This window comes from Ancylobacter defluvii, from assembly GCF_018390605.1.
Lineage (GTDB): Bacteria > Pseudomonadota > Alphaproteobacteria > Rhizobiales > Xanthobacteraceae > Ancylobacter > Ancylobacter defluvii.
In genome coordinates this window covers 592627-619548 of the sequence record NZ_JAHBGD010000005.1, presented here as the reverse complement: position 1 = coordinate 619548, position 26922 = coordinate 592627, and the positions used below count along the sequence as shown (strand labels likewise).

27 protein-coding genes are annotated in these 26922 nt (G+C 67.2%); 6 read left to right on the top strand and 21 right to left on the bottom strand.

Annotated features, from left to right (window positions below):
• Window positions 1–67 precede the first annotated feature (67 nt).
• From pcaDC to KHC24_RS05520, 10 genes are all read right to left on the bottom strand, one after another.
• Entirely contained in the window at window positions 68–1249 is a 1182-nt protein-coding gene (gene pcaDC / locus KHC24_RS25535) for a bifunctional 3-oxoadipate enol-lactonase/4-carboxymuconolactone decarboxylase PcaDC (protein WP_213360273.1), read from the bottom strand.
• A 5-nt stretch (window positions 1250–1254) separates the two neighbouring features.
• Window positions 1255–2400: a lyase family protein gene (locus tag KHC24_RS05560; RefSeq protein WP_213360270.1), complete on the bottom strand. Its 1146-nt coding sequence runs from the start codon at window positions 2398–2400 to the stop codon at window positions 1255–1257.
• The gene (gene pcaG / locus KHC24_RS05555; RefSeq protein WP_213360264.1) at window positions 2397–3092 is read right to left on the bottom strand and encodes a protocatechuate 3,4-dioxygenase subunit alpha; all 696 of its coding nucleotides are present in this window, start codon (window positions 3090–3092) and stop codon (window positions 2397–2399) included. The genes KHC24_RS05560 and pcaG overlap by 4 nt, the downstream gene beginning before the upstream one ends.
• Entirely contained in the window at window positions 3082–3801 is a 720-nt protein-coding gene (gene pcaH / locus KHC24_RS05550) for a protocatechuate 3,4-dioxygenase subunit beta (RefSeq protein ID WP_213360262.1), read from the bottom strand. Before pcaH ends, pcaG begins: the two co-directional genes overlap by 11 nt.
• Before the next feature lie 45 nt (window positions 3802–3846).
• Complete coding sequence (locus KHC24_RS05545; RefSeq protein WP_213360259.1) at window positions 3847–5751, bottom strand: bifunctional sugar phosphate isomerase/epimerase/4-hydroxyphenylpyruvate dioxygenase family protein; 1905 nt, start codon at window positions 5749–5751, stop codon at window positions 3847–3849.
• 12 nt (window positions 5752–5763) lie between these two features.
• Complete coding sequence (locus tag KHC24_RS05540; protein ID WP_213360247.1) at window positions 5764–6594, bottom strand: shikimate dehydrogenase family protein; 831 nt, start codon at window positions 6592–6594, stop codon at window positions 5764–5766.
• A 65-nt stretch (window positions 6595–6659) separates the two neighbouring features.
• Window positions 6660–7391 carry an amino acid ABC transporter ATP-binding protein gene (locus tag KHC24_RS05535; protein WP_213361235.1) on the bottom strand — a complete coding sequence of 244 codons (732 nt, stop codon included), beginning with the start codon at window positions 7389–7391 and terminating at the stop codon, window positions 6660–6662.
• 70 nt (window positions 7392–7461) lie between these two features.
• Window positions 7462–8295 (bottom strand): transporter substrate-binding domain-containing protein, encoded by an 834-nt coding sequence (locus tag KHC24_RS05530; RefSeq protein WP_213360245.1) that lies wholly within the window; start codon window positions 8293–8295, stop codon window positions 7462–7464.
• A 50-nt stretch (window positions 8296–8345) separates the two neighbouring features.
• On the bottom strand, window positions 8346–8987 hold the full coding sequence (locus KHC24_RS05525; RefSeq protein WP_213360242.1) for an amino acid ABC transporter permease: 642 nt from the start codon (window positions 8985–8987) through the stop codon (window positions 8346–8348).
• 7 nt (window positions 8988–8994) lie between these two features.
• Window positions 8995–9663 carry an amino acid ABC transporter permease gene (locus KHC24_RS05520; protein WP_213360239.1) on the bottom strand — a complete coding sequence of 223 codons (669 nt, stop codon included), beginning with the start codon at window positions 9661–9663 and terminating at the stop codon, window positions 8995–8997.
• Between the two features lie 287 nt (window positions 9664–9950).
• Here KHC24_RS05520 and KHC24_RS05515 point away from each other — a divergent pair, with 287 nt between their 5' ends.
• Window positions 9951–10544, top strand: coding sequence for a TetR/AcrR family transcriptional regulator (locus KHC24_RS05515; RefSeq protein ID WP_271180656.1), 594 nt, complete (start codon window positions 9951–9953; stop codon window positions 10542–10544).
• Between the two features lie 46 nt (window positions 10545–10590).
• Here the strand turns inward: KHC24_RS05515 and aroQ are convergent, their stop codons facing one another.
• The 4 genes from aroQ to KHC24_RS05495 are packed head-to-tail and all read right to left on the bottom strand — an operon-like array spanning window position 10591 to window position 13678.
• Window positions 10591–11034: a type II 3-dehydroquinate dehydratase gene (gene aroQ, locus KHC24_RS05510; protein WP_213360229.1), complete on the bottom strand. Its 444-nt coding sequence runs from the start codon at window positions 11032–11034 to the stop codon at window positions 10591–10593.
• 33 nt (window positions 11035–11067) lie between these two features.
• Window positions 11068–12273 (bottom strand): 3-oxoadipyl-CoA thiolase, encoded by a 1206-nt coding sequence (gene pcaF / locus KHC24_RS05505; RefSeq protein WP_213360225.1) that lies wholly within the window; start codon window positions 12271–12273, stop codon window positions 11068–11070.
• A gap of 11 nt (window positions 12274–12284) precedes the next feature.
• Entirely contained in the window at window positions 12285–12974 is a 690-nt protein-coding gene (locus KHC24_RS05500) for a 3-oxoacid CoA-transferase subunit B (RefSeq protein ID WP_213360222.1), read from the bottom strand.
• Complete coding sequence (locus KHC24_RS05495) at window positions 12971–13678, bottom strand: 3-oxoacid CoA-transferase subunit A (RefSeq protein ID WP_213360219.1); 708 nt, start codon at window positions 13676–13678, stop codon at window positions 12971–12973. Before KHC24_RS05495 ends, KHC24_RS05500 begins: the two co-directional genes overlap by 4 nt.
• A gap of 137 nt (window positions 13679–13815) precedes the next feature.
• On the opposite strand from KHC24_RS05495, the gene KHC24_RS05490 reads away from it, so the two are divergent.
• Window positions 13816–14604 carry an IclR family transcriptional regulator domain-containing protein gene (locus KHC24_RS05490; RefSeq protein ID WP_213360211.1) on the top strand — a complete coding sequence of 263 codons (789 nt, stop codon included), beginning with the start codon at window positions 13816–13818 and terminating at the stop codon, window positions 14602–14604.
• Window positions 14605–14614: 10 nt separating this feature from the next.
• On the opposite strand, the gene KHC24_RS05485 is transcribed toward KHC24_RS05490, so the two are convergent.
• On the bottom strand, window positions 14615–15655 hold the full coding sequence (locus KHC24_RS05485) for an LLM class flavin-dependent oxidoreductase (RefSeq protein ID WP_213360196.1): 1041 nt from the start codon (window positions 15653–15655) through the stop codon (window positions 14615–14617).
• A gap of 147 nt (window positions 15656–15802) precedes the next feature.
• On the opposite strand from KHC24_RS05485, the gene KHC24_RS05480 reads away from it, so the two are divergent.
• On the top strand, window positions 15803–16435 hold the full coding sequence (locus KHC24_RS05480; RefSeq protein ID WP_213360193.1) for a TetR/AcrR family transcriptional regulator: 633 nt from the start codon (window positions 15803–15805) through the stop codon (window positions 16433–16435).
• A 49-nt stretch (window positions 16436–16484) separates the two neighbouring features.
• Here the strand turns inward: KHC24_RS05480 and hydA are convergent, their stop codons facing one another.
• Together hydA and KHC24_RS05470 are read right to left on the bottom strand one after the other, a co-directional pair.
• Window positions 16485–17942: a dihydropyrimidinase gene (gene hydA / locus KHC24_RS05475; protein WP_213361231.1), complete on the bottom strand. Its 1458-nt coding sequence runs from the start codon at window positions 17940–17942 to the stop codon at window positions 16485–16487.
• A 132-nt stretch (window positions 17943–18074) separates the two neighbouring features.
• The gene (locus KHC24_RS05470) at window positions 18075–19040 is read right to left on the bottom strand and encodes a LysR family transcriptional regulator (RefSeq protein ID WP_213360185.1); all 966 of its coding nucleotides are present in this window, start codon (window positions 19038–19040) and stop codon (window positions 18075–18077) included.
• A gap of 523 nt (window positions 19041–19563) precedes the next feature.
• On the opposite strand from KHC24_RS05470, the gene KHC24_RS05465 reads away from it, so the two are divergent.
• Complete coding sequence (locus tag KHC24_RS05465; protein ID WP_213360182.1) at window positions 19564–20679, top strand: NADH:flavin oxidoreductase/NADH oxidase; 1116 nt, start codon at window positions 19564–19566, stop codon at window positions 20677–20679.
• A 117-nt stretch (window positions 20680–20796) separates the two neighbouring features.
• Here the strand turns inward: KHC24_RS05465 and KHC24_RS05460 are convergent, their stop codons facing one another.
• Genes KHC24_RS05460 through KHC24_RS05445 form a run of 4 tightly spaced genes read right to left on the bottom strand, consistent with a single transcriptional unit; the run spans window position 20797 to window position 24493 of the window.
• Entirely contained in the window at window positions 20797–21588 is a 792-nt protein-coding gene (locus tag KHC24_RS05460; RefSeq protein WP_213360173.1) for an aldolase/citrate lyase family protein, read from the bottom strand.
• A 9-nt stretch (window positions 21589–21597) separates the two neighbouring features.
• Window positions 21598–22380, bottom strand: coding sequence for a 2-oxo-hept-4-ene-1,7-dioate hydratase (gene hpaH, locus KHC24_RS05455; protein WP_213360171.1), 783 nt, complete (start codon window positions 22378–22380; stop codon window positions 21598–21600).
• 17 nt (window positions 22381–22397) lie between these two features.
• Window positions 22398–23234, bottom strand: coding sequence for a cyclase family protein (locus tag KHC24_RS05450; RefSeq protein WP_213360169.1), 837 nt, complete (start codon window positions 23232–23234; stop codon window positions 22398–22400).
• The gene (locus tag KHC24_RS05445) at window positions 23231–24493 is read right to left on the bottom strand and encodes an MFS transporter (RefSeq protein WP_213360167.1); all 1263 of its coding nucleotides are present in this window, start codon (window positions 24491–24493) and stop codon (window positions 23231–23233) included. The genes KHC24_RS05450 and KHC24_RS05445 overlap by 4 nt, the downstream gene beginning before the upstream one ends.
• A gap of 240 nt (window positions 24494–24733) precedes the next feature.
• Here KHC24_RS05445 and KHC24_RS05440 point away from each other — a divergent pair, with 240 nt between their 5' ends.
• Both KHC24_RS05440 and KHC24_RS05435 read left to right on the top strand, forming a co-directional pair.
• Entirely contained in the window at window positions 24734–25666 is a 933-nt protein-coding gene (locus KHC24_RS05440; protein WP_213360165.1) for a LysR substrate-binding domain-containing protein, read from the top strand.
• Window positions 25667–25837: 171 nt separating this feature from the next.
• Entirely contained in the window at window positions 25838–26920 is a 1083-nt protein-coding gene (locus tag KHC24_RS05435; RefSeq protein ID WP_213360162.1) for an SGNH/GDSL hydrolase family protein, read from the top strand.
• The last annotated feature ends 2 nt before the right edge of the window (window positions 26921–26922 follow it).

Here is a 26922-nt window from a genome sequence, read left to right as displayed (position 1 = left end):
CTGCGCGCTTTCGGCACCGCGCGATGATCGACCAAGGCCTGCACTCGCCCGCCCACGGGTCCGCGCTTTAAGTCCCCGCGTCGATCTCGGCGATGATGCGGCCTGCCTCGTCGAACGCGGTGTTCGCTGCGGGGACGCCGGCATAGACGGCGGTCTGCATCAGCACCTCCTTCAGCTCGCCGCGGGTGAAACCATCGCGCGAGAGCCCGGTGCGCACATGCAGGCCGAACTCCTCCCAGCGGCCAAGGCTGGCCGTGATCGCGACGACGAGCAGCCTGCGGGTGCGCTCGTCGAGGCCGGGCCGTCCCCATATCTCGTGCCAGGCCGTGCGGGTGATCATCGCCTGGAACTCGGCATTGAAGGTCGTGCGTGCGGCAAGCGAGCGGTCGACCCAGGCATCGCCGAGCACGCGGCGCCGGTTGGCGAGCCCGTCCTCGAACAAGGCCTGTTCCGCCCGCCGAACATCTGCCGCCGGCGCCAGAAAGTCGCGTAGCGCCGCCGCAAGGCCCATCGGCGCTTCGACCGGCGCAAGGTGGGCGCAATCGAGGCGCACGTGGACAGCACCGGGAATGCCGGCGACGAGACGCTCGCCATGGCCGGCGAAGGGGGTGGAGACGTCGCGATCGCCGGTGACGACCAGAGTCGGCAGGGCCAGCCCTGGCAGGCGATCGAGCAGTTCCATGTCGCGGATCGCCGCCCCGGCACCGGCATAGCCGTCGGCCGCCATGGCGATAAGGTTGCGGCGCAGGCTCTCGGCGACGACAGGCCGTTGCACGGCGAAGACCGGCGACAGGAAGCGCCCCATGGCGAGATCGGCGATGCCCTGCATGCCACCTTCCGCCACATGTGCGATACGGTCCTCCCAGGCATTGCGGTCCATGGCCGGCGAGGTGCACACCAGCGCCAGCGCCGACACCCGCTCCGGCCGGTTGAGGGCGAGCTGCATCGCGACCATACCGCCGAGCGACACACCGGCCACGGCAGCCGCATCGATGCCGGCCGCGTCCATCGCCGCGGCAACATCTTCCGCCAGCAGGGCCATGGTGTAGTCGCCGCCCGGCGCATCCGACGCCCCATGGCCGCGCATGTCGAGCCGCAGCAGGCGGAAGGCCGGCAGCAGATGCGGCACGACCGCGTCCCACAGCGACAGGTCGGTACCGATCGAATTGAGCAGCACCAGCGGCGGCTTGGCCTCCGAGCCGTCCAGCCTCCAGAAGATGCGAGCGCCCGCATTCACGACAAACGGCATGGCGCCTATCCTTTGCCCGCGTCAGCAAGCAACTGCGCGACCAGCGCCGCACTGTCGCCGATCGCGTCGCCAAGGCCGGCGACGGCGAGATTTCGGCCAATGGCCGCCATGTCGATCTCCAGCCCCTGCGCCACCTCGGCCATTGCCGCAGCGCTGCCGGCGGCGAGGAGGAAAAGCTCGGCCATCGCCGGCCCTTCCGCCTGCCAGCCGCCAAGGCCGCGCTCCTCCTCCGCCGGCAACCCGAACAGGATGCCGGCCACCAGGCCGGGCACGCGGTGGCCAGCGGCGAGTGCGATTTGGCATCCCGTCGGATTGCGCTTATGCGCCATCGCCGAGGAACCGCCCCGACCGGGGATCGACGGCTCGTAGACCTCGCCAATCGCGTTTTGCGACAGCAGCGAGATATCGCGCGCCATCTTGGCAAGCGCCCCGACAAGGATGGCGACCGCCGCCGCGATGCCTGCCAGACCGCCGCGCCGGGAGTGCCAGGGCACGACATCCCGCAGGCCGAGCGCCCCGCCCAGCCGGGCGGCAACCGCCGCGCCCTTACCCTCCAGCCCCTCCCGCGTTCCGGCGGCCCCGCCGAACTGGAGCACCGCATGGCGGGAGACCTCGGCCTCAAGTCGCTCGGCTGCCTCGCAGATGCCGGCCCGCCACTGCGCGAGGCGCAGGCCGAAGCCTATCGGCCGCGCATCCTGCAGCAGCGTGCGGCCGAGAGCGGGCGTCGTCGCATGCCGCGCCGCCAGCACGGCGAGGCCGGCCGTGATGCCGGCGACATCCTGCGCGAGCAGCGCTGCGCCGTCGCGGATCTGGCAGCACAGCACCGTATCGGCGAGATCCTGGCTGGTGGCGCCCTTGTGCACCACCGCAGCCGCGGCCTCCGGCATCCCGGCCCGCAGCCGCGCGACCAGCGGAATGGCCAGCGTGCCGGCATGCGCCGCCTCGGCCGCGAGTTCCGCCGGATCAATGGCAATCGTGCCGCACAGAGCGGCGATGGCGGCAGCGTCCTCCGGAGATACCAGCCCCTCGGCCGCCTCGGCGGCAGCCAGAGCAGCCTCGAAGCCGAAGGCATGGCGCAGCGTCGACGCATCGTCGAAGATCGCCAGCATGGCGTCGGTGGTTGCCGACCGGGTCCGCAGCAACTGGCTCATAGGTCGAAGAACACGGTTTCGTTGCGCCCCTGCAGCACGATGTCGAGCCACCAGCTCCCAGCGGATCGGCGCTGCGCGATCAGCGTATGTCGGCGTTCCGGCGGCACCAGCGCCAGGATCGGGTCCTCCCCGTTGCCCTCCCCGTCGGCGAAATAGAGCCGGGTCGCCAAGCGTTTGAGCAGCCCCCGTCCGAGCACCGAAAGCGCAATGTGCGGCGCCTGCAGCGTGTTGCCGGGGCCCGGCACCCGGCCGGGGCGGATGGTACGGAAACGCCATATGCCGTTGCTGTCGGTGGCGGCGCGACCGAAACCGACGAAATGCGGATCCAGCGGCACCTCCTCGCGACCATCCTCGACGCTGGCATAGCGACCAGCGGCGTTGGCGTGCCAGATTTCGATCATGACGTCGTTCAGCGGCGCACCATTGCCATCATAGACGCCGCCGGCAATCTCGATCACCTCGCCCTGCGGCCTGCCGGTCGTGCCGGACTCGGCGAGCAGGAAATGCTCCGGCGGCATCAGGTCGGGCCTCGCGCCCATGTCGGAACGGCCGACCAGATCGCCGCCGCCCTTCCAGGGCAGCCCATAGTGAAAGAACGGCCCCACCGTCTGCGACGGCGTCTGGCCGAACAGCGCCGGATCCTGGTTGTCGAAACGCGGCGCGGCGTTGAGGGCCCCGAGGTCAGTGGTCATCGTGATGCTCCTCGAACGGGGTCTGGCCGCGGCCTTTGAGCACGATGTCGAAACGGTAGCCGAGCGCCCAGTTCGGCTCGGTAATGCCGATATCGAAGCGGGCGACCAGCCGCTGGCGATAGGGCATCGGCACCGCATTGGCGATCGGATCGATCTCGATCAGCGGATCATCCGGGAAATACATCTGCGTGACCAGCCGGGTCGCGAAGGCCGGGCCGAGCAGGGAGAGATGGATATGAGCCGGCCGCCAGGCATTCTTGTGATTTCCCCAGGGGTAGGCGCCGGGCCGTATGGTGACGAAGCGGTATCGTCCCTCGGCGTCGGTGACCACCCGGCCGACGCCGGTGAAATTGGGATCGAGCGGCGCCGGCCAGTCGTCGCGGGAATGGATATAGCGGCCGGCGGCATTGGCCTGCCAGATTTCGATCATGGTGTGCGGCACCGGCCGCGCCTGCTCGTCGAGAACGAGGCCGGCAACGACGATGCGCTGTCCCTGAGGCGCGCCGCGATGCTGCGCGGTGAGATCCGTCATCGCCGGCCCCATCAGCCGGTCCCAGGCTTCGTCGGGGCCGGTGATCTCGGTCAGCGTCGCAGGAATGGCGAGAGGGGCAAGCCGGGGCGAGCGGAGCACGGTGGAGCGGTAGTCCGGATGCAGCGAAGGCGGTGCGCCCGCATCCTCTCGACTGTAGGGAAGGATCAGTCGGCTCATGGCACCACCTCCATCAAGCGGCCACGGGAAGGAAAAGGCGTCCGTTCATTGCCCGGCGAATGCCGGCGTCGCGAGCGTGTGCAGATTGGCTTGCGCGGTCAGGCGGATGGCGGCGTTTGCGGCGCCGTAGCCGGCATAGCCGTCGCGCTGGACGATCTCGAAGAAGAAGCCGCCATTGAGCGGCGCGGTATAGGCGTGGCGGAACTCGCCCGCGACATCGCGGTCATAGAGGACGTTCAGCGTCCTGAGCGCGTCGATCTGTCCGGCGGCGAGGTCGGATCGGGCCTCGAGATCGTCATAGTAGTTCTCGGGGATGGGCAGCATGGTCATACCGCTGGCCACCAGCCGCGTCACGGTGGCGGCGATATCGTGGGTGGCGAAGGCAATGTGCTGCACACCGGAACCGAACAGCTCATTGACGAAGCGAGCGGACAGGGTGCGATGGCTCTGCGAGCCGTTGAGGATCAGCCGAAGCCCGTGGCCGGCCCCATCGACCGGCCCGCTTTCGATGACCTGGCTCTGCACCACGCCGCCGGGGTCGATCACCGCCTGGGTGGGTGACTTATGCGTCTCGAACAGCGAGGAGTAGAACAGCAGCCAGGTCAGCATCTCCTCGTACTGCATGCTCTGCGAAACATGGTCGACGCCGAGAAGTCCGGCGCCCGGGACAACGTCGCCTGTCGGTTCGAAATCGACATCGGACCAGCGGCCGAGCGCCGAGGCGCGGTCGAGGAAATAAACCAGACTGCCGCCGACGCCGCGCACGGCGGGAATATCGAGTTCGCCGGGACCGGCGGCGCCGGTATGCGGCACGTCCAGCAGCGCCCGCGCTCGCAGTGTCGCCCCCTGCGCATCCGGCACGCGCAGGGCGAGCGCGCAGACCGAGGTGCCGTGGGTGATCTGGTAGCTGTGCGCGAAGCCTTCCGCATCGCTGTTCAGCACGATGCGGATATCGCCCTGGCTCCAGAGGTCGACATCCTTCGAGCGGTGCCGGCCGGTGCGTCCAAATCCGAAAGCGCGCAACAGCTTCTCAAGGCCGGGCCGCTCCACCTCGGCCACCGCAAATTCGATGAACTCCACCGCCTCGACGGGCCGTGGCAGCGGCATCGGCACGGCGCCGGGCACCGGCCGGCCGAGACGGCGGGCGGTCTCGTCCAGCAGCCAGATCAGCGAGCGATGGCCGTCGAGCGCCACCGAGCGGGCTGACCCGGCGCGGAACCGGTCGTTGAAGATCTCCAGCGACAGCACGCCGTCATAACCGGTAGATACCAGCGCATCCATGAAGCCGGCGAGATCGAGGTCGCCCTGCCCCGGCAGGCAACGCCAGTGCCGGCTCCAGGACAGCGGATCGAGTTGCAGCAGCGGCGCGTCCGCCATCTGCACCATGGCGATCTTGTCGCTTGGAATGGTGCCGATGGTCGAGAGTTCGAGCTTGCGCGCCAGTATATGGAAGCTGTCGAGGACGACGCCGACTTCCGGCCGCCCCGCCCGCCGCACGATTTCCCAGGCGTCGCGGTAATCGTAGACATGCCGCCCCCAGGCCAGCGCCTCATAGCCGACGCGCAGGCCGCGTCGCCCGGCCCGCTCGCCGAGTTCGACGAAGTCGGCGGCCAGCCGGTCGATGCCGCTCTGGGCCTCGGGGGAGACATTGGAGCAGACGAACAGCAACTCGCTGCCCAGCTCCTGCAACAGGTCGAACTTGCGTTCCGCCCGGTCGAAGGTCCGCTGCCGGCGGGTTTCCGGCATGCCCTCGAAATCGCGGAACGGCTGGCAGGTAACGATGGACAGGCCGAGATCGCCGCAGATGCGCCGCACCTCGGCCGGCGAACCCGGGAAGGCGATCAGATCGTTCTCGAAGATTTCAACCGCCGGAAAGCCCGCCGCCGCAATGGCCTCCAGCTTCTCCACGAGGGTTCCCGATACGCAGACGGTCGCAATGGAGGGGATCATGGCGTGCTCCTTTCAGCGAAGCTGCGCGATGGCGCGCAAATCGTCCGGCGTTGTGGATGGCAGGCCGAAGAATTCGAGATAGGCGGGTATCTGCTCGAACAGCATGTCGGTGCCGATCTGGAACGCGCAGCCGCGCGCGCGCACGGCGTCGAGAAACGGCGTGATCTCATGCGTCAGCACCACCTCGCCGACGAAGGCGGAGGGGGGAAGCCGCGCGACGTCGACGGGCAGCGGATCGCCGTGGCGCATCCCGAGCGGGGTCGCGTTGACGACGATGTCGAAGCCGGCCGGATCGTTCGATCCGGTGGCGACCCGCAAGGCGGGATAGTGACCGACGAGACGCCGGCGGAGTTCGTCCGCCGCCGCCGCGTGGCTGTCGAACAGGCCGAGTTCGGCGATGCCGGCACGGGCGAGCGAGGCGGCGATGGCCGAGCCAACCCCGCCGGCGCCGACGACCAGTCCGCGCTGGCCGGCCACCTCGCGCCCCTTGCGCAGCAGGCCGCGCACGAAACCCTCCCCATCGAACATCTCGCCGACGAGCCGCCCGTCGGCCTCCCGCCGGACGGCGTTGCAGGCGCCGGCAATCGCGGCTGTCGGCCGCACCTCGTCGACGATGGCGAGGGTCACGACTTTATGCGGCATGGTAACCAATGCGCCGAGCGCATTGGAAAGCCGGAAGAATAGCTTGAGAAACCCCGGATAGTCCTCGCTGCGGCACCCCATCGGCACGACAAGGACATCGATCCCCTCGCGCTCGAAATAAGGGTTATAAATCATCGGCGACTTGAAGCTCTCGGTTGGGAAACCGAGATGGCCGATGAGCTTTGTGGTCCCGGTGATCATCTCGCGTCTCAATTTGTGTCGGACGGCTCGTGCAACGGCAGGGTCGTGCTCTGGCGAAACGGCGCTCAATGCGGGCGCAGAATCTCGCCGAGGAATTTGCGTGTGCGCTCATGGCGTGGCTGCGTGAAGAAGGCGTCAGGCGGCGCTTCCTCGACTATCGTGCCGCCAGCCATGAAGATGACGCGGTCGGCAACCTGCCGCGCGAAGCCCATCTCATGGGTGACGCAGATCATCGTCATCCCCTCCTCGGCGAGGCCGATCATGGTGTCGAGCACCTCCTTGACCATTTCCGGGTCGAGGGCGGAGGTCGGCTCATCGAACAGCATGACGCTGGGGCGCATGCACAGGGCGCGGGCAATGGCGACGCGTTGTTGCTGGCCGCCCGAGAGCTGCGCCGGATACTTGTCGGCCTGCTCCAGGATCCGGACGCGGTCGAGCAGCCGCCGCGCCGTCGCCTCAGCCTCGCTCCGGCTCATCTTAGCCGCCCGCATCGGCGCCAGCATGCAGTTCTGCAGCACGGTCATATGCGGGAACAGGTTGAAGTGCTGGAACACCATGCCGACCTCGCGGCGGATAGCGTCGATGGTGCGGCTATCGTCGCCGAGCCGGGTGCCGCCGACGCGGATCTCGCCCTTCTGGTAGGCCTCCAGATGATTGATGCAGCGGATCAGCGTCGATTTGCCGGAGCCCGACGGCCCGCACAGGACGATCTTCTCGCCCCGGCGGACCGACAGGTTGATGTCGGAAAGCGCCTTGAAGCCGCCGTACCACTTCTCGACATCGGCCATGACGATCATGGGATCCGTCGTCGCGGCATTGGCGATGGAAGCATGTGTCGTCATGGCCTGGACTCCCATGGTGCTGGCGTCAGCTTGCCGAGAAGGGGATGCCTTCGAGACTGTCGGGGAACTGATGCACCGGCACCTTCATCCACTTGTCGTAGAGCTTCTTCAGCTCGCCATTGGCCCTGATCTTGTCGATGAAGGCATTGAGCGAGGCGTTGACTTCCTTCTCGCCGAGGCGGGTGCAGGCGCCGTTGTACAGCTTCTGGAATTCCAGCTTGTTCTCGAACTCACCGGGACGGGCCTGCTCGACGCGCTGGAGATAGAAGATGTTGCCGCCGATCGCCTGCACCTGGCCGGAGACCAGCGCCTGGATGCTCGGTGCATCGCCGTCATAGCGCCGGATGGTGGTACCGGCCGGCGCGTTCTTGGTCACCTGGGTGTCCTGCGCGGCGCCCTTGGCGACGCCGATCGAGACCTTGGCCATGTCGGCATTGGTCTTGATCTCGACCGACTTCGGCGCGATCAGCACGATGGCGTTGGCGACATAGGGCTTGCTGAACTGCACCGCCTTGGCGCGCTCGGGCAGCATCGCCATGGTGGCGAACAGCACGTCGACGCGGCCGGAGGTCAGCGCCGGGATGCGGTTGCTCACCTCGAGCGGCACGAACTCCACTGTGACGCCCAGCTCTTTGGCGTAGAGGCGTGCCATGTCGGCGTCCAGGCCGTCCTGCTTGCCGTCGCTGGTCACGAAGCCCCAGGGCGGATTGTCGCCCTGGATGCCGACGATGATCTTGCCGCGCGCCTTGATCTCCTCGGTGGTGATGGCGGAAGCGGGACGGGTGGCGATTGCCGGCAGGGTCAGCGCCGCGACGACGGCGGCCAGCACGAGACGGCGGGTCGGCGTAAAGCGGGTCATGTTTCTCTCCCTTGATAGTGGCGTTTTCAGTTTCTTGCTTGGCTGCACCGTCACCGCGAGGCGACGGCGAGACGGTTTTCGAGATGCGAGCCGTAAAGCGACAGCGGCCAGCACATCAGGAAGTAGAGAATGCCGACGATCCCGAAGACGAGGAGCGGCTCGAAGATCTGGTTCGAGACGATGTTGCCGGCCCGTGCCAGCTCGGTGAAGCCGACGATGGAGGCGAGCGAGGTGCCCTTGATGAGCTGCACCAGAAAGCCGATGGTCGCCGGCAGCGAGATGCGGATCGCCTGCGGCAACACCACATCCTTCATCCGCGAGGTATATTTCAGGTTCAGCGCGCTGGCGGCCTCGGTCTGGCCGCGCGGCACCGCGTCGATGGAGCCGCGCCAGATCTCGCCGAGATAGGCGCTCGCATGCAGGGTGAAGCCGATGGAGACGGCGACCCAGGCGCTGAGATGCAGGCCGATCAGCGCCAGCCCGTAATAGACCACGAACAGCTGCATCAGCAGTGGCGTGCCCTGGAACAGGGCGATGTATCCCGCCGCCAGTCGCTCCAGCCCCCGCACGCCGGAGGTACGCAGCAGCGCGATGGCGAGCCCGCCGACCGAGCCGCAGACGAAGCCGATCGCCGACAGCGCGACCGTCCATTTCAGCCCGGTGAGAAGGAACAGGAATTCGCCGAGCCCCATTTTTCCCTCACTTCACCGGATAGCTGAAATAGCGGGTCGAGATCGTCGAGAAGAAGCTCATCATCAGCCAGGAAATGCCGAGATAGAGCAGCGTGATGACGCCGAAGACCTCGAAGCTGCGGAAGCTCTCGGACTCGATGCGCTGCGCCACCGAGGTCAGCTCATAGGCCGAGATCGCCGAGGCGACGCTGGTGGTCAGGGTGAGCAGAATGAACTGGCTGGTGAGCGAGGGGAAAACCGCCCGCAGCGCCGGCTTGAGCACGATCAGGCGGAACACCAGGCCCTTGTGCAGGCCCAGCGCCAGCCCGGCCTCGACCTGGCCGCGACTGATCGACTGCGCCCCGCCGCGGATGATCTCGATCGCATAGGCGCCGCCATTGATGCCGAGGGCGAGAATGGCGGTCGGCGTCGGGTCGAGCCGCAGGCCGGCCAGCGGCAGCGCGAAATAGATGAAGTAGATCTGCACCAGGAACGGCGTGTTGCGGATCAGCTCGACAAAGCCCTTCACCGCCCAGCGTATCGGCTTGTGGCGGGAGTCGCGCAGCACCACCCCGCTAATGCCGATGACGATGGCGATCGCCATCCCGCCCAGCGCGAGCAGCAGGGTGCCGAGGCAGCCGGCGAGCAGATCCGGCAGCCCGTCGAGCACGGGCGTGAAATCGAGCACGTAGTTCATGGCGTTTCCTCGACAGCCGACCTTCTGCGGGTCGGTCCGTTTCCCTTATCCGGCGCCTCTGCGGGCGGCTCGGCAGATACCAACGCGTGGCTTGCGCGATGTTTTTGGCGAATGATAAAATGTACCAACTAGTTCATTTGGTCAAGACGAATGGACCAGATGGTACATTTCACCTTGACGCTTTCCGCAGCGCCGCTGCGCGCCTTTTTTGGTGCTTGATGGACAAGACAGACACTCCCCTTCGACCCAACAGGAAATCGCTGTCGTGGACTCAGGATCCCGAAGGCGTGCGGCGCAGCATTCTCGACGCCGCGCGTATCGAATTCGTCGAGCACGGCCTCAGCGGCGCGCGTGTCGACGAGATCGCCGCCAAGACGGCGACCAGCAAGCGGATGATCTATTACTATTTCGGCGACAAGGAGGGCCTGTACCGCGCCGTCATCGAGGAGATGTACGACCGTATCAGGCGCTTCGAACGCAGCCTCGATCTCGCCGCCCTGCCCCCGGACGAGGCGATGGCCAAGCTCACCGGCTTCACTTTCGATTACCACGCCGACAACCCGGATTTCGTGCGGATGGTGATGATCGAGAACATCCACCATGCTCGCCACCTCGCCAGTTCCACCAAGATCGCCACGCTCAACCTGTCGATCATCGATGTGATCCGGGATATCTACCGGCGGGGCGTCGCTGAGGGCCTGTTCCGGCCGGGCATCGAGGCGCTCGACATCCACCTCACCATCAGCGCGCTCAGTTTCTACAACGTGTCGAACCGCGCCAGCATCCGGCAGGTGTTCGGCCATGACATGGGCGCGCCCGACGTGCTGCCGCAGCGCCGCCAGGCCGCCATCGACACGGTGATGCATATGCTGCGTCACTGATCTCGCCTCCCATCGGCCGGGGTGCGCCCGGGTGCCGCGCCTACCCTCAGGCCTTGCCGGCCAAGGCCGCCATCGCCTGGATCGCCAGTTCGTAGCCCCCGGCGCCGAAGCCGATCATCACGCCGGTCACCACCGGCGAGATCAGCGATTTGTGATAGACGCTCTCCCGCGCATGCACGTTCGAGATGTGCAACTCGATCTTCGGGCCGTCGAACATCTTCAGCGCGTCCATGAGCGCGACCGAGGTGAAGGTGTAGCCGGCCGGATTGATGACGATGCCGCACGCCTCGCCACGCGCCTGTTGCACGCTCTCGACCAGCTCGCCCTCGAAATTGGTCTGCCGGAACTCGACCTCGAACCCCAGCGATCCGGCCTTGGCGGCGCAACGTTCCGCGATCTGCGCCAGCGTCGTGGTACCGTAGATCGTCGGTTCGCGCTGGCCGAGCAGATTGAGATTCGGCCCGTTCAACACATAGATGCAGTGCCCCATCGTCCGTCCCCTTCTGGTTTGAACGCCGCGTGCCTAGACACGCTCCAGCGCCATGGCGATCCCCTGCCCGACGCCGATGCACATGGTGGCGAGGGCGAAGCGCCCGCCCGTGAGACTGAGCTCCAGCCCGGCCGTGCCGGCGAGGCGGGCGCCGGACATGCCGAGCGGATGGCCGAGCGCGATCGCCCCGCCATTGCGGTTCACGCGCGGATCGTCGTCGGCAATGCCGAGCAGGCGCAGCGTGGCGAGCCCCTGCGAGGCGAAGGCTTCGTTGAGCTCGATGACGTCGAAGCGCTCCGACGCGAGGCCCAGCCGCGCCATCAATCTCTCGCTCGCCGGTGCCGGGCCGACGCCCATCACCCGCGGCGGTACGCCGGCGATGGCGCCGCCGAGGATACGGGCGATCGGCGTCAGCCCGTGCCGACGCGCCACCGCCTCGGTGGCGACGATCAGAGCCGCCGCGCCGTCGTTCACCCCGGACGCATTGCCGGCGGTGACGGTGGCGCCGGCAATGGCGTTGATCGGCTTCAGCTTTGCCAGCGCCTCGAGGCTGGTGGCGCGCGGATGCTCGTCGCGGTCGACCACGAAAGGGTCGCCCTTTCTCTGCGGAATGCTCACCGGCGTGATCTCCCGCGCCAGCCGGCCATTCGCCTGCGCCGCCGCCGCCTTGGCCTGGCTCGCCGCCGCGAAGGCGTCCTGATCCTCGCGCGAGACGCGATAATCGATGGCGACGTTGTCGCCGGTCTCCGGCATGGAATCGACGCCGTACTGCGCCCGCATCAGCGGATTGACGAAGCGCCAGCCGATTGTGGTGTCGTGGATCTCGGCCTTGCGAGAGAAGGCGTTCTCGGCCTTGGGCAGCACGAAGGGCGCCCGGCTCATGCTCTCGACGCCGCCAGCGAGGACGAGCTCGGCCTCTCCTGCCTTGATGGCGCGGGCGGCGGTGACGACGGCGTCCATGCCGGAGCCGCACAGCCGGTTGATGGTGGTTCCGCCCACCGAGACCGGCAGGCCCGCCAGCAGCCCGCTCATGCGGGCAACGTTGCGGTTGTCCTCGCCGGCCTGGTTGGCGCAGCCGAGGATGACGTCATCCACCGCCTCCCAATCCAGCGACGGGTGCCCGGCCTTCAGCGCCTTGAGCGGGATCGCGCCGAGATCGTCGGCGCGGACGCCCGACAGCGCGCCACCGAAACGGCCGATCGGCGTGCGCAGATAGGCGCAGATGAACGCTTCGGCCATACGCCCGCTCCTCATATGTCCGGCGCGACGAGATCGGCAACCTCGCCGTCGACATGCAGCGTGGCGCCGGTCATCGCCTGCAACTCGGCGAACGCCTGCCCCGGCAGCTTCTCCCGCAGCACGAAGCGCCCATCAGCGATGTCGACCACCGCGTGGCTGGTGTAGACGCGGGTGACGCAGGCGACGCCGGTGAGCGGGAAGGAGCAGGCCTCGACCAGCTTCGGCTCGCCGGCCTTGGTCAGGTGCTCGGTGATGACGAAAACCTGGCGGGCGCCGTGCACCAGATCCATGGCGCCGCCTACCGCCGGCACGCCGGTGCTGCCGACCCGCCAATTGGCGAGATCGCCCTTCTGCGACACCTGGTAGGCGCCGAGGATCGCCACGTCGAGATGGCCGCCGCGCACCATGGCGAAGCTGTCGGCGTGGTGGAAGAACGCGGCGCCCAGCTTCAGCGTCACTGCCTTCTTGCCGGCATTGATTAGGTCCCAATCCTCCTCGCCCGGCGCCGGCGGCTCGCCGAAATTGAGGATGCCGTTCTCGGTATGGAAGATGGCCTCGCGCCCCGGCGGCTGATAGCTCGCTACCATTTCCGGTAAGCCGATGCCGAGATTGACATAGGCGCCGTCGGCGATGTCCTGCGCGGCGCGCCAGGCGATCTGGGCGTTGGAAAGCCTGCTGTTCGGCCGGGTATTTTGTGTCATGCGCAGGCCGCCCCGGCGCGGACGAGATCTTCCTCCTGCTGCGGATGCGGCACCTCGACCACCCGGTCGACGAAGATGCCGGGCGTAACCACGCTCTCGGGATCAATGTCGCCGGCCGCCGCCAGCCGTGACACCTGCACGATGGTGGTCGCCGCCGCCATGCACATCAGCGGGCTGAAATTGCGCGCCGCCTTGTTATAGGTGAGGTTGCCCTGCGGGTCGCCGAGATGCGCCTTCACCAGTGCGAAATCGGCCTTGAGCCAGCGCTCCTGTACGTAACGGCGGCCGTCGAACTCCGCGATGGGCTTGCCCTCGGCGAGTTCGGTTCCATAGGCGGTCGGCGTGTAGAAAGCGGGTATCCCGGCGCCGCCGGCACGAATGCGTTCGGCCAGCGTGCCCTGCGGCACCAGTTCCAGCTCGATCTCCCCGGCGAGGTATTTTTCCGTGAAGGCGCGCGGATCGGAGGAGCGCGGGAAGGAACAGATCATCTTGCGGACCATGCCGGCATCGATCATCGCTGCCAAGCCGACCCGGCCGGTACCGGCATTATTGTTGATAACGGTGAGATCTCTCGGCCGCTTGTCGATCAGCGCATGGATCAACTCGATCGGCGCGCCGGCGCCGCCGAAGCCGCCGATCATCACCCGCGCGCCATTGCCGATCCCGGCGACCGCGTCCGCGACGCTGCCGACCCTCTTGTCCACGACGTCACTCCCTAGGCTGTACCCTCATTGGCTCGGGGCACCTTGAGCAAAGGGATAGAGGCGAGACCGGTCGACAGCAAGAATTTTGTGCGCTATTTGATATTTGTTCATATATCGCACCAATATGGAGAGCGAAGGTGAAACAGACCGACTTCGTCGGCGGTTTTGCAAAGGGATTGCAGGTCATCGAGGCCTTCAACGCCGCGACCCCCAAACTGACCATCACCCATATCTCCGCGACCACCGGCCTCGATAGGGCGACGGCGCGGCGCTGTCTTCTGACGCTGGTCGAGCTCGGCTATGCCCGTCATGACGGCAAGCATTTCGAGCTGACGCCGAAGGTGCTGCGGCTCGGCCATGCCTATCTTGCCGCCACCCCGCTGCCCCGGCTGATCCAGCCGCATCTCGACGCTCTCTCCGAGGAGGTCGGCCAGAGCGCTTCGGCCAGCGTTCTGGAGGGAACGGAAATCGTCTACATCGCCCGCGCGGCGCAGAAGCGGGTGATGTCGATCAGCCTGATGCCGGGCTCGCGGCTTCCGGCCTGGTGTGCCTCGATGGGCCGGGTCCTGCTGGCGGCGCTGCCGGAAGTGGAGGCACGCGCAATCCTGGAGCGCTCGCAGCTGCACGCGCTCACACCGTTCACCCGTACCACCGTGGATGCGGTCATCGACGAATGCCGGCGCGTGCGCGAGCAGGGCTATGCTGTCATCGACCAGGAACTCGAGCTCGGCCTGTGCTCCATCGCCGTGCTGCTGGTCGACGCGCGCGGTCGCGTGGCGGCCGCGCTGAATATCGGCGCTTCGGCATCGCAAATCCCGGCCGCGCAGATGCCGGCGCTCTATCTGCCGGCGCTGCGACGGGTTCAGGCCGCACTGCGCCCGCTGCTGCACCCGGCCGACATACGGTCCGACAGCCCGACCGCGTGACCGAAGGCGCTCAGCGTCCTTCCAGCGCCGGCTCCGGCTCGGCGGCAGCAACCGCCGCCGATTCAGTCTGGATACCGGCGGCCTGGGCGATCAGTTCCACCGAGCGCAGCCGCTGGGCATGGTCGTAGACGTCCGACACCACGATGAGTTCATCGGCCCCAGTCTCGGCGACCAGCGCGGCAAGGCCGGCACGCACCGTCTCCGGCGAACCGATGATGGAGCGGGCGAGCATGCGCATCGCCTGCGCCTTCTCCATCGGCGACCAATAGCTCTCAATGTCGTCGATCGGTGGCCGGCTCAGGCCGCGGGCGCCGCGGAAGATATCGGCGAACGACATTTGCTGCGTCGTCGCCAGCCGGCGCGCTTCGGCATCGGTCGGCGCGGCGATGACGTTGACGCCGACCATGGCATAGGGACGACTCAGCTGCGCCGACGGCTTGAAGCGGCTGCGATAGATGTCGAGCGCCGAAAGCAGCATTTCCGGCGCGAAATGCGAGGCGAAGGCGTAGGGAAGGCCGAGCTCGGCGGCGAGCATCGCCCCGAAATTGCTGGAGCCGAGAATCCACAACGGCACTTCGGTTCCCGCCGCCGGCACCGCCTGGATCCGCTGGCCGGGTCCGGCCGGCGCAAGGAAAGCCTGCAATTCGAGCACGTCCTGGGGGAAGCTCTCGGCGGATTCGTTGGTGCGGCGCAAGGCGCGCAGCGTCGTCTGGTCGGTGCCCGGCGCTCGGCCGAGCCCAAGGTCGATGCGGCCGGGAAACAGCTGCGCCAGCGTGCCGAACTGCTCGGCGATCACATAGGGCGAATGATTGGGCAGCATGATGCCGCCGGCGCCGACCCGTATGCGCGTCGAACCGGCGGCGATATGGGCCAGCACCACCGAGGTCGCGGCGCTGGCGATGCCCGGCATGTTGTGATGCTCGGCCACCCAGATGCGGCCATAGCCCCATTTTTCCGCGTGAGCCGCAAGGTCGCGGGCATTGTCGAGCGCCCCCCGTGCATCGGTATCTTCGGTGATGCGGACGAGTTCGAGAATGGACAGTGCCGTCATCGCTTGCTCCCAGCGCACCGCAATCGGACGGCATGGGCTGATACGCCCCTTGCTGCCGTCAGAAAACGGAGATTGTCTCCACTTATCTCGGTGCTATATGGAGACTGCCTCCATATCTAGTCAACCGGATCAAGCAGCCGAACGCGCATGAGTACCGACGTTGTGAGTGGTGAACCGTCCCGGCTGCGCGCCGATGCGCGGCGCAATCGCGAGCGCATCCTGCGCACCGCCATGCGGCACTTCTCGTTGCATGGCATCAACGCGTCGCTCGAGGAGATCGCCCGCGAGGCGGAGGTCGGGGCCGGCACGCTGTACCGCCATTTCCCTTCACGCGAGGCGTTGCTCGCCGCGGCGCTGGAGGACCAGCAGAAGGAATTGCTGGCATGCGCGCAGCGGGCCGGAAAGCTCGCCGATTCCGGTGCGGCGCTCGGCGCCTGGCTCGGGGCGTTGCAGGATTACCTGCGCAGCTTCAACGGGTTGCCGGCGCCGGTTCTGGCCGCGGTAAAGGAACGGGAATCGCCGCTCTGCCTTTCCTGCAATGCACTGGTGTCGCTGACGGATGAGTTCCTCGTCCGCGCGCAGCAGGACGGGCGCGCCCGTGCGACGGTGACGGCGAACGAGCTGTTCCTCAGTGCCCTTGGCATCGCCTGGGTGCTGAACAGGGCGGAAGCCTGCGGCACGACGCGTCAGGCGCTGGAGAAGGTGCTGGCGCATGGCTACCTCGCGGCTACGGACGAGCCGCCTGCACCGATGATGACCGCGCCCCCTCCGGGGGACTGAGCCGCACGCGCGAGGCGGCCAAGCTGTGCCGCCTGCCCGGCCGCCTCGGCTACACCCCGATCGGCATCAGCGCCGGGTCGCGTGGCACGGCGCGCGGCGCCACCAGCGCCTTCCACGTCGAAAGTGCCCGATTTGCCGATGGGAAGGCCGGCCGCGGGATGAAGCGCCCCCGCCCCGGCCGCGGCGCGTCGTTGCGCCCCTGCGAGAACACCACCTCGCCGCGCGACAGGGTGAAACGCGGCAGGCCACGCACCTCCACTCCCTCGAAAACATTGTAGTCGATGATCGACTTCTGCCCGGCGGCGCGGATGGTCTTTCCCGCCTTGGGGTCCAGCACCACGATGTCCGCATCGGCGCCGGGCACAATGGCGCCCTTGCGCGGATAGAGGTTGAGGATACGGGCGATATTGGTCGAGGTCACCGCGACGAACTCGTTCGGCGTCAGCCGGCCGGTCTCTACACCGCGGGTCCACAGCACCGGCATCCGGTCCTCCAGCCCGCCGGTGCCGTTGGGAATGCGGGTGAAGTCGCCCAGTCCCATGCGCTTCTGCGCGGTGGTGAAGGCGCAATGGTCGGTCGCCACTACCTGCAGCGAGCCGGCCGACAGCCCGGCCCACAGGCTGTCCTGATGCGCCTTGTCGCGGAACGGCGGCGACATCACCCGCTGCGCCGCATAGTTCCAGTCGGGATGCTGATAGACCGCCTCGTCCAGCGTCAGGTGCTGGATCAGTGGCTCGCCATAGACCCGCATGCCCTTCTGCCGCGCCCGGCGGATCGCCTCATGCGCCTGCTCGCAGGACACATGGACGATGTAGACCGGCACCCCGGCGGCATCGGCGATCATGATGGCGCGGTTCACCGCCTCGCCTTCCACTTCCGGCGGGCGGGAATAGGCATGCGCCTCCGGCCCGCGAATGCCCTCGGCGAGGTATTTCTGCTGCAGGGCGGCGACGATGTCGCCGTTCTCGGCGTGCACCAGCGGCAGCGCGCCGAGCGCGGCGCAGCGCTGGAACGAGGCGAACATCTGGTCGTCGTCGACCATCAGCGCGCCCTTATAGGCCATGAAATGCTTGAAGCTGTTGATGCCGCGCCCGACCACCGCCTCCATCGCCGCGAAGATCACCTCCGACCAGCCGGTGACGCACATGTGGAACGAGTAGTCGGCGCTGGCCTGACGGCTGGCGCGCGCGTCCCAGGCGTCGAGCGCCCCGATCAGATCGTCGCTGTCGGGGATGACGAAATCGACCACCATGGTGGTGCCGCCCGACAGCGCCGCGAACGTGCCGCTCTCCCAGGTCTCCGCCGCCGTGGTGCCCATGAACGGCATTTCGAGATGGGTGTGCGGATCGATGCCGCCCGGCATCACATAGGTGCCGCTGGCGTCGAGCACGGTGTCGCCGGAAAGCCCCTCGCCTATCGCGGCAATGGTCTCGCCCTCGATCAGCACGTCGGCCACATAGGAGCGGTCGGCGGCGACGACGGTGCCGCCCTTGATGACGATGGACATCATTTGCTTCTCCTTCACACCACTTCCGCCCCCCGGCCCGCTCAGGGACCGAACACCGGGGTGGCGCGCACGACTTCGTTCATGCAGCAAGCATCGTGCCCGGCGGCCGGCGGTGCCCGGCGCCCCGGCCGGTCACGCGCACGTCTCGGGTTCCGGCAAGGCCTTGGCAGCCATCCCACCGAACTCCTGCCCGGTTTGCAGGCAGCCGCAGGTCTCGAACAGCAGCATGCGTACCCAGCGATGGCCGGGATCGCGATGCGTGCGCTCATGCCAGACCGCCAGCTTGGTGAAACCGGGAATCTCCACCGGCGGCTCCAGCGTGGTGAGACCGTCGACGCACGACACCAGGCGCCGCGGCGCCACGGCGATCAGGTCCGTCGCCCGCAGCACTTCGCCGAGCACCAGGAAGCTGGTCACCGTCAGGACCACCCGCCGCTTGCGGCCGCTTCTGGTCAGGGCGTCGTCGGTCACGCCCCAGAAGCGCTCGCCGGCATAGGAGACCAGCGCATGGTCGAGCGCGCAGAAGCGGTCGAGGGAGATGGACCCCGCCGCCGCATCGGGGTGCGTCGTCCGCAGCGCGCAGACATAGGTCTCGTCGAACAGGCGCCGGGCGTGCAGGTCCGGCGGCGCCGCCTCCGGCGTCATCAGCGCCAGATCGAGTTCCCCCCGCTCGAACTGCATCTGCACCCGGTCGTCCTCGACGGTACGGATGGCAATGCGGATGCCGGGTGCCTGCCGGCGCAGCTTGGCCAGGAACGGCACCACGACGGCCTGAAGCGTGTAGTCCGTGGCGGCGATGTTCAGGGTGAATTCGGCCGTCAGCGGATCGAAGGCCGATGGCTGCAGCAGCGTCTCGACATCGCTCAGAATCTGCTTGATCGGCCCGGCAAGTTCGGTCGCCCGCAAGGTCGGCACGATGCCCCGCTGCGTGCGCACGAACAACGGATCGTCGAAGCTCTCCCGCAGTCGCGTCAGCATGCCGCTCACCGCCGGCTGCGTGAAGCCCAGCCGCTCGGCGGTACGGGTGACGCTGCGCTCGTCGAGCAGCGCGTCGAGCGTGCGCAAGAGATTGAGATCGAGGGCCCTGATATCTTTCATCGTTATGACAGTGATCGCTTCCGGTTATTTGCGCAATGTCTGCCATGCCCGCATGTGAGGGCGAGCGACAGGCACGACAGCGCGCGGCGCGCACCGGACGGAATGACACCATGTATGAGATCCATTGGCCGGAATCCCAAGTCTCCGGCCCCACGCCGAAAGATCGGATGTCGACCGTCGCAGGCGAATGACGGTTCGGATGTCGCCGATATCTGCAGAAGCACTGAAACTTTTCCGGCTATTCACCGACAGCCGGCTGGCCGCTTTTGCGCGTGCCCGGCCAGCGGGATCTCGACGTCGCGGCGGGGTTTCCTGCCCGGCACTCTCCGCGCAGCGGGCGCTCGACAAGCCGCCGCCGCTGCCGCGGAGCGCATGCGGATCACGGCCGTAGCCTGAGGCCGGCCGGGACCATCACCGAGAATTTCACCGCGTGTCCGGCCTGCCCGGACGCGCTCAAGCACCGCCGGTTCAGCGCCACGCCGCCGATCCGGGCAAACTGACGACAAGAGGAGAGCAACTCAGCATGTCCGCCGTTTTCACGCCGTTCCGCCTGAAGGACGTCACCTTGCGCAACCGCATCGCGTTGCCACCCATGTGCCAGTATCGCGCCGTGGACGGGGTGACCAACCAATGGCACCAGATCCATTATCCGGGAATGGCGCGTGGCGGCGCGGGACTGGTCGTCGTCGAGGCCACCGCCGTGTCGCCGGAAGGCCGGATCACGCCGGGCTGCACCGGCCTGTGGAACGACGCGCAGGTGGAAGGACTGGCGCAGATTGCCGCCTCCATCAAGGCCGCCGGCGCCGTGCCCGGCATCCAGATCGCGCATGCCGGCCGCAAGGCCAGCGCCAATCTTCCCTGGGAAGGCGACGACCACATCCCCGACGGCGACCCGCGCGGCTGGCCGACCATCGCCCCCTCCGCCGTCGCGTTCGGCGGCGGCCTGCCCAAGCTTCCGCGGGCGATGACCCTCGACGATATTGCGCGGGTGAAGGCCGACTTCGCCGCCGCCGCCCGGCGCGCCCTCGCGGCCGGCTTCGAGTGGATCGAGTTGCACTTCGCCCATGGCTATCTGGCGCAGAGCTTCTTCTCGCGCGGGGCCAACCAGCGCACGGATCAATATGGCGGCGATTTCGCGGGCCGCAGCCGCTTCCTGCTGGAAACGCTGGCCGCGGTGCGCGAGGTGTGGCCGGAAAACCTGCCGCTGACCGCGCGTTTCGGCGTCATCGAATATGACGGCAACGACGAAGAGACCCTGGCGGAATCCATCGATCTGGCGAAAGCCTTCCGCGATGGCGGGCTGGACCTGCTCAATGTAAGCATCGGCTTCTCGACGATCGACGGCCGGACGCCATGGGCACCGGCATTCCTGGCGCCGGTGGCCGGACGCGTGCGACGCGAAGCGGCGCTTCCCGTCGCTTCGGCCTGGTGCCTCGATGCGCCGCAGGATGTCGAGCGCGCCGTGGCCGACGGACAGATGGACATTGTCATGATCGGCCGGGCGCATCTCGCCAACCCGCATTACCCCTACCAGCTGGCGCTCGCCCTCGGGGAGGAGAAGCCCTCCTGGGTGCTGCCAGCGCCCTACGCACACTGGCTTTCCCGCTATCGCGGGCCGGGCAAGGGGTCGGCGCAGTAAGCGCCGGATCCGGCGAGGTAGTGGACCCGTTCGAACGGTGGCCGTCCATCGCCGAAAATGGCTGCAACGTCAGCCATTCCCGGCTCTCGCGACGGGGCGACCGTACCGGCCCGGCGCTCAGCCGCCGTCGACGGGCCGGAACGCGGCGGCGAGCGCCTCGGTGGCGCGTGCCAGCAGGCCGACATCCACCCCGACAGCGGTGAACACCGATCCAAGCTCCATGCAGCGCCGCGCCAGTGCGGCGTCGGCGGTGAGCACCCCTGCCGGCTTGCCGCTGGCGGCGATGCGGACGATGGCGCCAGTCACCCCCTCCACCACCGCCGGATGGCCGAGCTCGCCGATATGACCCATGCTGGCCGCGAGATCGCCGGGACCGACGAACACGCCGTCCACCCCCTCGACCGCAGCAATGGCGTCGATCGCGCCGAGCGCTTCCTCGGTCTCCACCTGCACCAGCACGCAGATCTCCTCCCCTGCCCGCCGGCCATAGCCGGGCACGCGGCCGAACTGGGTGGCGCGGGTCAATGCCGAGACCCCGCGCAGGCCTTCCGGCGGGTAGCGGGTGGCGGCGACGGCGGCGCGCGCCTCCTCGGCATTCTGCACATAGGGAATGAGCAGCGTCTGCACGCCGATGTCGAGATAGCGCTTGATCAGCACCGGATCGTTGCTCGCCGGCCGCACCACCGGCGCCACCGCATGGCCGGACAACGCCTGTAGCTGCCCGAGCACGGTCAGCACGTCGGCCGGCGAATGTTCGGTGTCGAGGAGCAGCCAGTCGAAGCCGGAACCGGCGACGACCTCGATGCCGAAGGCGCTCGACAGCGTGCACCACAGCCCGAGTTGCTGGCGCCGCTCGCGAATGGCCCGCTTGAAGTGGTTGCGTGGCAGGTCGGCGGTGATGTGTGCCATGGCGGTGCCTCAGGTGAAGGCGACGCTGATCGCGCCGACCGGGCCGTAATCGGCGGTGATGACGTCGCCGGCGGCGATATCGACCGGGCGGGTGAACGAGCCGGCCAGCACGATCTGGCCCTTCTTCAGCCCGGTACCGACGGCGGACAGCTTGTTCACCAGCCAGGCGATGCCCGCCGCCGGATGGCCCATGATGGCGGCGGAGACGCCGGACTCCTCGATGATACCGTTCTTGCTCAGGGTGGCGCCGACCCAGCGAATGTCGATGTCCATCGGCCGGATCACCCGGCCGCCGACGACGATGGCGGCGAAGGCGGCATTGTCGGCGATGGTGTCGACGATGGCCCGCGGCACCTCGGTGCGGTAGTCGATGATCTCCAGCGCCGGCACCACATATTCGGTGGCGCGCATCACGTCGTAGATGCGGCAGCCCGGCCCTTCGAGATCCTCGCCCATGATGAAGGCAAGCTCGACCTCCAGCCGCGGCTTGATGAAGCGGCTGGCCGGGATCTGGGCGCCGTCATTGAACAGCGCGTCGTCAAGGATGCGGCCATAGTCGGGCTCGGTCATCTTAGAGGCCATCTGCATGGCGCGCGAGGTCAGTCCGATCTTGTGGCCCACCATGCGCGCGCCGGCGGCGATGCGCGCCTGCGCCCACAGATCCTGCACCCCGTAAGCGTCCTCGATCTCCATCGCCGGCAAGGTGCGGCTCGGCTGCACGATCGGCTTGCCCTCGCGTTCGGCGCGCAGGATATCGTCCGCCGTCTGGCGGCGTTGCTCTTCGGTCAGCATGCAATGTCTCCTGGAGATCAGACGAGGGCGATCGGCCGGATCGGCGAGCCGGTGGCGCCGCTGATCCGCACCGGCAGGGCGACGAAGGCGAAAGCGCCGGTCGCCGCGCCGCCGAGTTCCTCGAGGTCGAGATTTTCGATGATGTGGATGCCGTTCTGAGCGATCAGGATCATGTGCACTTCGAGGGTGATGTCGTGGTGGTTCATCACCTCGAAGGCGGAGGTGTCGGAGCCGACCGAGAACGGCCGGCGCTCGGCCAGCCAGCGGCCGGCGGCGACGCCCGGCCCCGGCGCGCCGGCGGAATCGAGCCCGAGATAGCGCGGCGAATCCGCCCAGAAGCGCGCCCAGCCGGTGCGCACCAGCGCGATGTCGCCCGGCCGCACTTCGACGCCCGCCGCCTTCTCGGCGGCTTCGAGATCGGCGACGCTGATCTCATAGGCCGGCTCCAGCGCCTCGACGCCGAGCGTCCGCGCCACGTCGAGCAGCACCGCGCGCCGGAAGATCGGGCCGATGGTCTCGGCACCGTGCACCTTGAACAGGCCGGTTCCCTGCTGCTCCTCGGCGGCGATGTGCTTGCCGTAGAGCGCGCCATGCTCGGAGACATGGCACAGCGCGTCGATATGGGTGGAGGAATGGGTACTGGTGACCATCAGCTCGTTGGAGGATGAATGGCCGCAGCAGCGCAGCACGTCGCCATGCCGGTTGTTGAGGGTGATGTGGAAGGGCGGGTGCGCCGGATGGATCGGCATGCCCTTCTGCATCGGATGGCTGAGGTCGATCTGCCGGGCGCCGGCAGCGGCGGCGAGCCACTCTTCCATGCGGAATGGCGGCACGACGCGGGTTTCCATGTTCATTTAAGCTCGGCTCCCTTGGTTTCGGGCAGGAAGACGAGAACGATCAGCCCGGCCAGCAGGAAGAAGCCGGCGGTGAAGGCAAGCGCGCCTCCGAGGCCGAAGCTCGTCGACAGGATGCCGACGGCGGCGGGAGCAAGGGCGCTCACCGCGCGGCCGGCGTTGTAGATGAAGCCTTGGGCGGTCGCCCGGATATTGGTCGGGAACAACTCGGCGAAGGTGGGCGCGAAGCCACTGTAGAAGCCGGTGCCGAAGAAGGCCACCACCGGGCCGACGGCGAGCAGCATCGCCGGCGACGACACCAGCGTGTAGACCGACACCGCCAGCGCCGAGAGCAGGAAATAGATCACGAAGGCGGCCTTGCGCCCCAGCGAGTCGGCGACATAGCCGAAGGAGATGAAGCCGAGCGCGGCACCCACCTGCATGACCACGATCCAGGTCGTCGACTTCACCAGATCGAGACCGGGGCCGCCATTGGCCACCGGGGTGGCGAGCCAGGTCGGGATCCAGGTGAACAGCCCCCAATAGCCGCACATCGCCGCCGCGGTGAAGGCGAAGCCCACCGCCGTGCTGCGGCCGTGGTCGCGCAGCAGCATGCGGATGGTGGCACCAAGCGACAGCCGCTCGGTCTGCTGCTTCCAGATCTCCGGCTCCGGCGTGTGGCGGCGGATCCAGAAGGCGAGCAGCGCCGGGGCGATGCCGAAGAAGAACACGCCGCGCCAGCCGACGATCGGCAGGAACACCGCCGCGACGATCGCCGCCAGCGCATAACCGCTGGCGAAGGCGCTCTGCACCCAGGCCATCACCTTGCCGCGATGGCGGGCCGGCCAGGTTTCGGTGATCAGCGCCGCGCCGGCCGACCATTCGCCGCCGACGCCGAGGCCGACGATGATGCGGAACAGCAGCAGCTGCGTCACATCCTGCGACAGCCCGCACAGCAGCGTGCCGATCGAGTAGCACAGGATCGACAGCACCATGGAGCGGGTGCGGCCGATGCGGTCGGCGAGGAAGCCGAAGATCAGCCCGCCAAAGGCGGTGGCGACCAGGCTGGCGGAGGCGATCATGCCCGCCGTCGAGCGCGACATGCCAAGATCGGCGCTGATGTGGCTGAGCATCATCGCGAACAGCAGCAGGTCCATGATGTCTAGCGCCCAGCCCAGATAGGAGGACCAGAACGCTTGCCATTGGGCCTTGGTCGCGCCGACATACCAAGCTGTCTTCGGCGCGGACGCAGTTGTATTGTTGGCTATCTCGATCGTCACAAAGTCCTCCCAGAGATTTTTATCTTTTTTATTTGATGATCGGCCGCGTAGAACGTTCAGCTCTGCGCGGTCGGTGCGCCCGGCGCGACAGCCGGAACGCGGTAGTTGTTTTCCTGTTTCATAGGCAGCGGAGTGAGGGGTCGCAATTGACCAATTTTCAACCCGGATGTGAGGCGAATTGACAGCGCAACGCTACGGCCGCATCCCTGCGCCTTCCGCTTGGTGTGCCACGGTGCGCTCATGACGCCCCCCTATCGTTCTCTTCCCTCCCTGCAGGCGCTGCGCTGCTTCGAAGCCGCCGGCCGTCTCGGCAGCTTTTCGCTGGCGGCGGAGGAGATGTGCATCACCCACAGCGCCATCAGCCACCAGATACGCGGGCTGGAGGAAGCCATCGGCCAGCCGCTGTTCCTGCGCCAAGGCAACCGCATGGCGCTGACCGAAATCGGCCGGACCCTGGCGGCGGAGACCCGGCGCGCGCTCGACTATCTCAGCCATGCCTATGCGGTTGCCCACGAGACGGCGGTGCCCCGCCCCGCGGTGCTCAATCTCGCGGTGCAGATCGGGCTGATGGAGCACTGGCTGATGCCGCGCCTGTCCGAGCTCACCCGCCGGCTGGATGGCGTCGGGCTGCGCATCCGCAGCCTTGCCGATCTTTCCGAGGCCTGTCCGGACGACGTCGAGGTCGCCCTGGTCTACGGCACCGGCGACGTGCCGGGCATGATCTCCGAGAAAATCGCCGAGGAGGAGGTGTTCCCGGTCTGCAGTCCAGGCTTCCTGGCCCGGCACCCTTCCATCCGCCTCGAACGGATGCACGAGGCGCCGCTGCTGCTGCACTCGCGGGTGACATGGAATCTCTGGCTGGAACGGGCTGGGCTGCCGATCGTCTACCCCCGCCAATCGATCATGCTGGACGATGTCGCGCTGACCGTGCGCGGGGCGCTGGCCGGTCAGGGCATCGCCATGGCGCGGTCGCTGCTGGTGCGGGACTATCTGGCGGATGGCACCTTGGTGCGGCTGTTCGAACTCTCGGTGCCCGGCATTTTCAGCTACCACCTCGCCTGCCGCTCGCGGGAGATCCGCGAGCGCTACCGGGAACCGCTCGACTGGATCTGCGAGACGATCCGCATGGCGTCCCGCACGCCGGCCGATCCATCGTCCGAAGCCATCTCCTGACGTAGAGTTCGCGGTCACCCGCCCCGCCGCCCCGGCTGCCGGTCGCCGGTCCGCAACGGCGCCGCCGGATCGCCGCGGCGCATGCAGCATCGCGGCATGCGTGCAGCTTGAAGGCTGCACTCTTTCTGGTCATGATGGTCGCATCTTCCCAAAGGAAAGCGATGCATCGCCATGAAAATATTAGTGGTCGGCGGGTCGAACTCGGTGATGAAGCCCGGCTATCTCGATCACGTCCACGCATCGCTGAAGCAAAACGGCATCAAAGCTCCCGCATTCAAAAATCTCAGCGTCGGAACCAATAATTGCCTGATCGGGCTTGAAAATATCAGGTTGTTCGATGGCCTCGACAAATTCGACAAGATCATCATCGAATTCGCTGTCAATGATCTGTCGCTGATAGCCTCGGATGCATTCGAAACCTGGCAATGCGCCTATGAGGGACTGCTGCGCCACGTGCTGCGGCAGGCACCCCGCATTCAGGTCTACAACCTCATTCTGGGGCGGCGCCCGGAACGCACGCGCGCGCTGACCGAGCGTATCCGCACCGGCATGCATGAAATCGTCGGCCACTACAAAGACCATTACGACATCAGGATCGTCGATTTCGACCAGCACCTGCGCGATTCCCTGCAGAACGACCAGAAGCGTATCGAGCAACATTATCGCGACGGCGTTCATTACGGCCTGGACACCGGCGCTCCCATTCTCGGCCGCTACCTTGCGCAGCACCTGCTCGCGGAACCCCTGCCGGCGACATCGTCCTGGCCTGCCTCGCTATGCGCGGCGTCTTTCGACAGGGCCGAATTCTGCGTCTTGCCGGAGGTCTCGACCGATCTCGAAACCCATGAATTCAAGAACACCCGGTTCTGCAAGAAAGCTATCGAGATGCGGGTGGGCGAAAGGCTCACCGTCGATCTGCCGGGCCCGCTGATCTGCCTGTCGTTCCTGGCCACCGTGGCGTCCCGGCCGTTGCTGGTCGAGGAGGAGGGAGAAGCTCCCATCCTGCTCTATACCTCCCATGTCGGGCTCGAAAAGACGCCGGAGAAGTTCATCATCAAGAACTTCGCCTTCGAGTGGAAGAAATGGTCGTCGATCGAGCGCAAGGGTCGGCGCACGGTGACGTTTAGCGCCGTGGAGCGGGCCGATATCTCGGGCTTCCAGCCTTATCTGGTTAATCGCTACAACATGGTTCCAGGCTGGGATGAGGGCCGTGGCCCCTACCTCAGCAACCTGCTGTATCTGCCGCAGCAATAATG

Bases quoted from the DNA above. Each gene is read 5' to 3' on its own strand.
- pcaDC (WP_213360273.1), bottom strand. From the start codon at position 1,249: ATGCCGTTTGTCGTGAATGCGGGCGCTCGCATCTTCTGGAGGCTGGAC.
- KHC24_RS05560 (WP_213360270.1), bottom strand. From the start codon at position 2,400: ATGAGCCAGTTGCTGCGGACCCGGTCGGCAACCACCGACGCCATGCTG.
- pcaG (WP_213360264.1), bottom strand. From the start codon at position 3,092: ATGACCACTGACCTCGGGGCCCTCAACGCCGCGCCGCGTTTCGACAAC.
- pcaH (WP_213360262.1), bottom strand. From the start codon at position 3,801: ATGAGCCGACTGATCCTTCCCTACAGTCGAGAGGATGCGGGCGCACCG.
- KHC24_RS05545 (WP_213360259.1), bottom strand. From the start codon at position 5,751: ATGATCCCCTCCATTGCGACCGTCTGCGTATCGGGAACCCTCGTGGAG.
- KHC24_RS05540 (WP_213360247.1), bottom strand. From the start codon at position 6,594: ATGATCACCGGGACCACAAAGCTCATCGGCCATCTCGGTTTCCCAACC.
- KHC24_RS05535 (WP_213361235.1), bottom strand. From the start codon at position 7,391: ATGATCGTCATGGCCGATGTCGAGAAGTGGTACGGCGGCTTCAAGGCG.
- KHC24_RS05530 (WP_213360245.1), bottom strand. From the start codon at position 8,295: ATGACCCGCTTTACGCCGACCCGCCGTCTCGTGCTGGCCGCCGTCGTC.
- KHC24_RS05525 (WP_213360242.1), bottom strand. From the start codon at position 8,987: ATGGGGCTCGGCGAATTCCTGTTCCTTCTCACCGGGCTGAAATGGACG.
- KHC24_RS05520 (WP_213360239.1), bottom strand. From the start codon at position 9,663: ATGAACTACGTGCTCGATTTCACGCCCGTGCTCGACGGGCTGCCGGAT.
- aroQ (WP_213360229.1), bottom strand. From the start codon at position 11,034: ATGGGGCACTGCATCTATGTGTTGAACGGGCCGAATCTCAATCTGCTC.
- pcaF (WP_213360225.1), bottom strand. From the start codon at position 12,273: ATGGCCGAAGCGTTCATCTGCGCCTATCTGCGCACGCCGATCGGCCGT.
- KHC24_RS05500 (WP_213360222.1), bottom strand. From the start codon at position 12,974: ATGACACAAAATACCCGGCCGAACAGCAGGCTTTCCAACGCCCAGATC.
- KHC24_RS05485 (WP_213360196.1), bottom strand. From the start codon at position 15,655: ATGACGGCACTGTCCATTCTCGAACTCGTCCGCATCACCGAAGATACC.
- KHC24_RS05480 (WP_213360193.1), top strand. From the start codon at position 15,803: ATGAGTACCGACGTTGTGAGTGGTGAACCGTCCCGGCTGCGCGCCGAT.
- hydA (WP_213361231.1), bottom strand. From the start codon at position 17,942: ATGTCCATCGTCATCAAGGGCGGCACCGTCGTCGCCGCCGACCGCTCC.
- KHC24_RS05470 (WP_213360185.1), bottom strand. From the start codon at position 19,040: ATGAAAGATATCAGGGCCCTCGATCTCAATCTCTTGCGCACGCTCGAC.
- KHC24_RS05465 (WP_213360182.1), top strand. From the start codon at position 19,564: ATGTCCGCCGTTTTCACGCCGTTCCGCCTGAAGGACGTCACCTTGCGC.
- KHC24_RS05460 (WP_213360173.1), bottom strand. From the start codon at position 21,588: ATGGCACACATCACCGCCGACCTGCCACGCAACCACTTCAAGCGGGCC.
- hpaH (WP_213360171.1), bottom strand. From the start codon at position 22,380: ATGCTGACCGAAGAGCAACGCCGCCAGACGGCGGACGATATCCTGCGC.
- KHC24_RS05450 (WP_213360169.1), bottom strand. From the start codon at position 23,234: ATGAACATGGAAACCCGCGTCGTGCCGCCATTCCGCATGGAAGAGTGG.
- KHC24_RS05440 (WP_213360165.1), top strand. From the start codon at position 24,734: ATGACGCCCCCCTATCGTTCTCTTCCCTCCCTGCAGGCGCTGCGCTGC.
- KHC24_RS05435 (WP_213360162.1), top strand. From the start codon at position 25,838: ATGAAAATATTAGTGGTCGGCGGGTCGAACTCGGTGATGAAGCCCGGC.